The organism is Streptomyces sp. NPDC030183 (genome assembly GCF_055573455.1).
Window position 1 is genome coordinate 36,154 of sequence record NZ_JBVIBK010000043.1, and the last position, 5,185, is coordinate 41,338.

Here is a 5,185-nt window from a genome sequence, read left to right on the forward strand (position 1 = left end):
GGGGAGAAAAAAGGGGTCGCGGGGGGGTCGAGGGGGTTGGGGATTGGGGGGGTCCTTTTTTCTTTTTTTGGGAGTGGGGGGGGGGGGCAGACCCCCCCCGGGGGGTGGCCCCCCCCGCACCGGTGCGGCGGTTACTTCTTGCCGCCGGTGAACTTCTCGTACTCCTTCAGCACCTCGTCGGTCGGCCCGTCCATCCGCAGCTCGCCGCGCTCCAGCCACAGCACCCGGTCGCAGGTGTCGCGGATCGACTTGTTGTTGTGGCTGACCAGGAACACCGTGCCGGCGTGCTTGCGCAGCTCACGGATGCGCGCCTCGGACCGCTTCTGGAAGGACCGGTCGCCCGTCGCCAGCGCCTCGTCGATCAGCAGCACGTCGTGGTCCTTGGCCGCGGCGATGGAGAACCGGAGCCGCGCCGCCATGCCGGAGGAGTACGTCCGCATCGGCAGCGTGATGAAGTCCCCCTTCTCGTTGATGCCGGAGAAGTCGACGATCTCCTGGTACCGCTCGCGGACCTGCTCCCGGGACATCCCCATCGCGAGCCCTCCGAGGTGGACGTTGCGCTCCCCGGTGAGGTCGTTCATGAGCGCGGCGTTCACCCCGAGCAGGGACGGCTGGCCGTCGGTGTAGATCCGGCCGTTCTCCACCGGGAGCAGCCCCGCCACCGCTTTGAGCAGCGTCGACTTACCGGACCCGTTGGTGCCGATCAGCCCGATGGCCTCGCCCCGGTAGGCGGTGAAGGACACGTTCCGCACGGCGTGCACCTTGCGCACGCCCGCCGCCTTCTCGGTCTTCTTCCGCCGGAGCATGCGGTTCAGCGCGGCCGTGGCGCTGCCGCGCCCGGCGCCGGTGCCGTTGACCCGGTAGACGATGTCGACGCCGTCGACGACGACCGTGGGGACGGGCTCGTCGGCGGTGCCCTCGGTGTCCCGCCGCGTGCCCGGGAGGGTGTTGGTGTCAGCCACGGCCGTACGTCTCCTCGGCCTTCCAGAAGTAGATGAATCCGCCGACGCCCGCGAGGAGCGCCCAGCCCGCGGCGATCGCCCAGACGTGGTGCGGGAGTTGGCCGCCCTCGAAGCTGTCGATGAGCGCGAACCGCATCAGGTCGATGTAGAGCGCCGCCGGGTTGTACTCCAGCAGCAGGTGCACGGCGTACGGCACATCGCGGTTGGCGAGCTTGTCGTCGATGCTGAACATCACGCCGGACGCGTACATCCACGTGCGCAGCACGAACGGCATCAGCTGGGAGATGTCGGGGGTCTTGGCGCCGATCCGGGCCATGACCATCGCGACACCGGCGTTGAACACGAACTGCAGGGCCAGGGCGGGCACGATCAGCAGCCACGAGAGGGTGACCGGCACGCCGAAGGCCAGCAGGATCACGGCCAGCGCGGCCATGGAGAACAGCAGTTGCTGGAGCTGCTGGAGGCAGTACGACACGGGCAGCGAGGCCCGGGGGAAGTGCAGGGCGCGGACCAGGCCGAGGCTGCCGGATATCGCCCGGGTGCCGGCCATGATCGAGCTCTGGGTGAACGTCCACACGAACACACCGGTCACCAGGAACGGGACGTAGTCCGGGACGCCGTGCTTGGTGCCCATGAGCACGCCGAAGATGAAGTAGTACACGGCCGCGTTGAGCAGTGGGTTGGCGACCTGCCAGATCTGACCGAGCTTCGCCTGGCTGTACTGCGCGGTGAGCTTCGCCGTGGCGAAGGCGGTGATGAAGTGCCGCCGCGCCCACAGCTGCCGTACGTACGCCCCCAGGGTGGGGCGGGCCCCGCTGACGGTGAGGCCGTGGCGCGCGGCGAGCTGCGCGGGGGTCTCGGCGGGGGCCGGGGCGGCGGTGGTGGCCGGAGCGCCGGTATCGGTCGGGGGCGGTGTGTCGAGGACCTGGCTCACATCCGCTGCTTTCGCTAGGTGGGGGCGGGCGACGGGGCGGGGCGGGTGCCGCTCTCTTACTTTTCTCGGCACTTCTCGGTACGTCTCTTGCCCGGCCCTTACGTCGGGACGGGACCGTATCGTCGTGACGTGAGCGTAATCCGATCGAACGTCGGAACGCAACCGTCTCGTCGTGACGCCCCTATGCTGGTCCGCATGACGACGAACGCCGACCCCTCCGCGGCCCAGCCGCCGCCCCGGCCGCGCCGCCGGGCGCCCGCAGGGGCGGCCGTGCTCCGCGAGGACGTGACCGAGGCGATCCGCGCGGCGGTCTTCGAGGAGCTGGCGGCGGTCGGCTACGCCCGGATGTCCATCGAGGGGATCGCGCGGCGCGCGGGCGTCGGCAAGACGGCGGTGTACCGCCGCTGGCGCTCCAAGCTGCACCTCGTGCTCGACCTCGTGTCGGCCGTGGCGGTGCAGGGACTGCCGGCGCCGGACACGGGGTCCCTGGAGGGCGACCTGCGGTTGCTGTACGAGGTCACGTCGCGCGCCCTGCGGCACCCGGTGGCCGGCCAGATCATCCCCGACCTCCAGGCGGAGGCCGCCCGCAACCCCGACATCGCCGAGGCCATGCAGAAGGCGCTGAGCGAGGGGCAGCAGAGCGTCGCCACGGGGATCGTCGCGGCGGCGGTCGCGCGGGGCGAGGTGCGCGAGGGCGTCGACGAGAACCTCGCGCTGGATCTGATCTCCGGCCCGCTGTACTGGCGGTCGGTGGTGGTCCGCACGCCGAAGCTGCCGAAGGGGTATCTGGAGGGGCTGACGCGGGCTACCGCGGCGGCGTTGCGGGCGTTGTAGGGGGCGGCTGACGGCTGACCGCTGGCGGACCGGCGGGTCGGTCGGGTCGCCCCGCGCGGCTCCGCTGCGTGATCGTCGTGCGTCGTGCAAGTGGCCCGCCTTCTCATAGAGTTGCTCGAATGTTCGAGGAGCAGGTTCGGGTCGGGGATCACGTCACGTGGGACCACGGCTTCCCGGTGAGGTGCCTCCTGGTGCAGGAGGACGAGGACGGTGTGGAGCGGCTCTGGGCGCGGTGCGCCGGCGTCGAGGGGCTGTTCGTCGAACCGGCGCCGCTGCCGCGGGAGGTGCTGGTGCTCCGCGGATGCGCCCCCACGGGACCGCTGGCCGCCGTCCTCGACGCACCGGACGGCTCGCTCGGCGGCGCGCTGGGCGACGTGTGCGTCGAGGTCGGGGAGGGCGAGGAGCCCATGCAGTGGTGGACCCTCGTCGACGCCGCGGTGGTGGCCCATCAGCCGCACCCGGCCGACCCGGAGCGGTACGACGTCGTGCTCGGCGCGGGTGTCCGGGCCGAGGAGAAGCACGCCGTACGGCTGGAGGCGCCCTGGTTCGAGCTCTTCGCGGGGACGACGGCGGGCGCGACGGGTGTGGGCCGGTGTGCCGATGTGGAGGGCCTGTTCAGGTCGCGGCCCGATCCGGCGCCCGTACCCCTGGAACTGGTCGGCTGTGAGGCCGCGGAGCCGCTGTCGCGGGCGAGGCGGCAGCCGCGCCGCTGGGCGGGCGGCTGGGGCCGTCTACTGGTGCTGGACCGTCAGGGCGAGGTGCTGGCGGCCCCCGTGGTGGGGCTCGACATCGGCGAGGTGCGGCCGTCCGTGCTCGGGGCGGGGCTTCAGGACATCACCCTCGTCGACGGCGGAGAGGAGCGGCCCCGGCCGTCGGCCCGCCCGGTCTGGGAGCAGTGGTACCGGGGGGCGCCGACGGAGCCCAACCTGTGGGCGCCGTACGACGAGCTGGGCCGGGCCGAGTGGCTGGAGCTCACCACGCGCGCGTGGCGGTTGCCCGCGCCCCGGCCCGACCGGACCGGCGGGGAGCACCACCTCGACGGCCGGTACGTCACGGACGTCCCCGGACTGCACCTCGCGTTCGCGGAGGCGGTGCTCGGCCCCGGCCGCTACTTCGGCCGGGAGTGGAACGCGTTCCGGGACTGCCTTGGCGGTGGCTTCGGAGTGGCCCCACCGTTCACGCTCGTCTGGCACGACGCGGACGTGGCCCGCCGCGCGCTCGCGGACGTCGTGGACGACCCGGAGGACCAGCTCCCCTACTTCGCGGACGTGGTGCGCCTGCTCGAACGCCGCGGCGTCACCGTCGTCCTCCGGTAGCGGCGTCACCCCGCACCGCGGCGATCTCCGCCGCCTGCGAGGTCCTGGCTTCAGCGGTGGCAGGCGTGACTTCCCGTGTCGCCGGATGGGCTCCGTGGTCGGAACGCGCCTCGGAGTCATCGACGCCGGTGCCCGGAAGGCTCATTCGCTCATTCGGATGCTTTGCGCCAAGTCCTGGTGGGTTGCCCGTTCTCGTCCCAGTGAAAGTCCTGCAGCATGGTCAGGCCGTTTTCGGCGAACACCTGTTCCGCGGCGAGTGTGCCGTCGGGGTGCCATTCTCTGGCGACTCCGACCGGGCGCCCCATGCGTGCCGTCACCTCGGAGCGAAGGGTGCCGTCCTTGTACCACTCGCGGCCGGGGCCGTCCCGGAGGCCGTCGACGTACGAGTCCGAACTGATGACAACACCGCCCGAGCGCTCCTCGACTTCTCCGGAGAAGGGGCGCCCCCGATACAGCAGACGTTGCTCGTCATCCATATCGACCTCGGGGTCGTCGATGTCGATTCGCGGTACTGGAGTCATTCCGGGATCCCCTTGGCATCGGTCGGCGGGGTGCCCGTGACTGTGGGCGCCGGACGACGAGCGGGGCCGGGCCGAGTGGGTGTCCCCGGCAGGGGCAGGACGCGGATGTCCCCGCCCCGGTCGCGCACCCATTCCTCCAGCTCCGCCCCGGCGACCTCCCGGCCCGGGCTGCCCTGCCCGTCGACCAGGCGGACCGGGCCGAAGACCGTCCCCGAGAGCCCTTCGACCTTCGTGTCGTGGTCCAAGGTCACCCTGAAGAAGTTATCGCGCAGCACGGCGTAGGACAGATCGGCGCCACGCAGGTCCACGTCCAGCAGCGACGCGCCCATGAAGCGGGTGCCACGAAACGAGGCATCCCTGGCGTCCACGTCGCACAGGGACGCCTTCACCAGGTCCGCGCCGTCGAGAACCGCGCCCCGCAGCACGGCTCCGTCCAGGACGGTCCGTACGAGCGACGCGCACGACAGGTCCGCCCCGGAGAAGTCGGCGTCCTGGGCGTCGGCCCGGTAGAGGTCCGCGCCGGCTAGGCCCTGTCGTCAAATTCCCACCTGCCCCGCGACGCCATGCACGCGCTCTCGACGCACCGGGCCCCGACCCGAGTACGTCCAGTACACGGGT

Annotated in this window: 6 protein-coding genes; 2 read left to right on the forward strand and 4 right to left on the reverse strand. The window is 71.6% G+C overall.

Annotated elements, in window-relative coordinates:
• Positions 1–131 precede the first annotated feature (131 nt).
• Positions 132–962, reverse strand: coding sequence for an ABC transporter ATP-binding protein (locus ACZ4Z2_RS35150; protein WP_468081657.1), 831 nt, complete (start codon positions 960–962; stop codon positions 132–134).
• Positions 955–1,896, reverse strand: coding sequence for an ABC transporter permease (locus ACZ4Z2_RS35155; RefSeq protein WP_468081658.1), 942 nt, complete (start codon positions 1,894–1,896; stop codon positions 955–957). The genes ACZ4Z2_RS35150 and ACZ4Z2_RS35155 overlap by 8 nt, the downstream gene beginning before the upstream one ends.
• A gap of 195 nt (positions 1,897–2,091) precedes the next feature.
• Here ACZ4Z2_RS35155 and ACZ4Z2_RS35160 point away from each other — a divergent pair, with 195 nt between their 5' ends.
• Together ACZ4Z2_RS35160 and ACZ4Z2_RS35165 are read left to right on the forward strand one after the other, a co-directional pair.
• Positions 2,092–2,730 carry a TetR/AcrR family transcriptional regulator gene (locus ACZ4Z2_RS35160; RefSeq protein WP_468081660.1) on the forward strand — a complete coding sequence of 213 codons (639 nt, stop codon included), beginning with the start codon at positions 2,092–2,094 and terminating at the stop codon, positions 2,728–2,730.
• Between the two features lie 119 nt (positions 2,731–2,849).
• A complete protein-coding gene (locus tag ACZ4Z2_RS35165) occupies positions 2,850–4,046 on the forward strand; it encodes a barstar family protein (RefSeq protein ID WP_468081662.1) in 1,197 nt (398 codons plus the stop codon).
• A 149-nt stretch (positions 4,047–4,195) separates the two neighbouring features.
• Here ACZ4Z2_RS35165 and ACZ4Z2_RS35170 read toward each other — a convergent pair whose 3' ends face one another.
• Entirely contained in the window at positions 4,196–4,567 is a 372-nt protein-coding gene (locus tag ACZ4Z2_RS35170) for a toxin-antitoxin system YwqK family antitoxin (protein ID WP_468081663.1), read from the reverse strand.
• Entirely contained in the window at positions 4,564–4,992 is a 429-nt protein-coding gene (locus ACZ4Z2_RS35175) for a pentapeptide repeat-containing protein (RefSeq protein ID WP_468081664.1), read from the reverse strand. Before ACZ4Z2_RS35175 ends, ACZ4Z2_RS35170 begins: the two co-directional genes overlap by 4 nt.
• Positions 4,993–5,185: the final 193 nt, after the last annotated feature.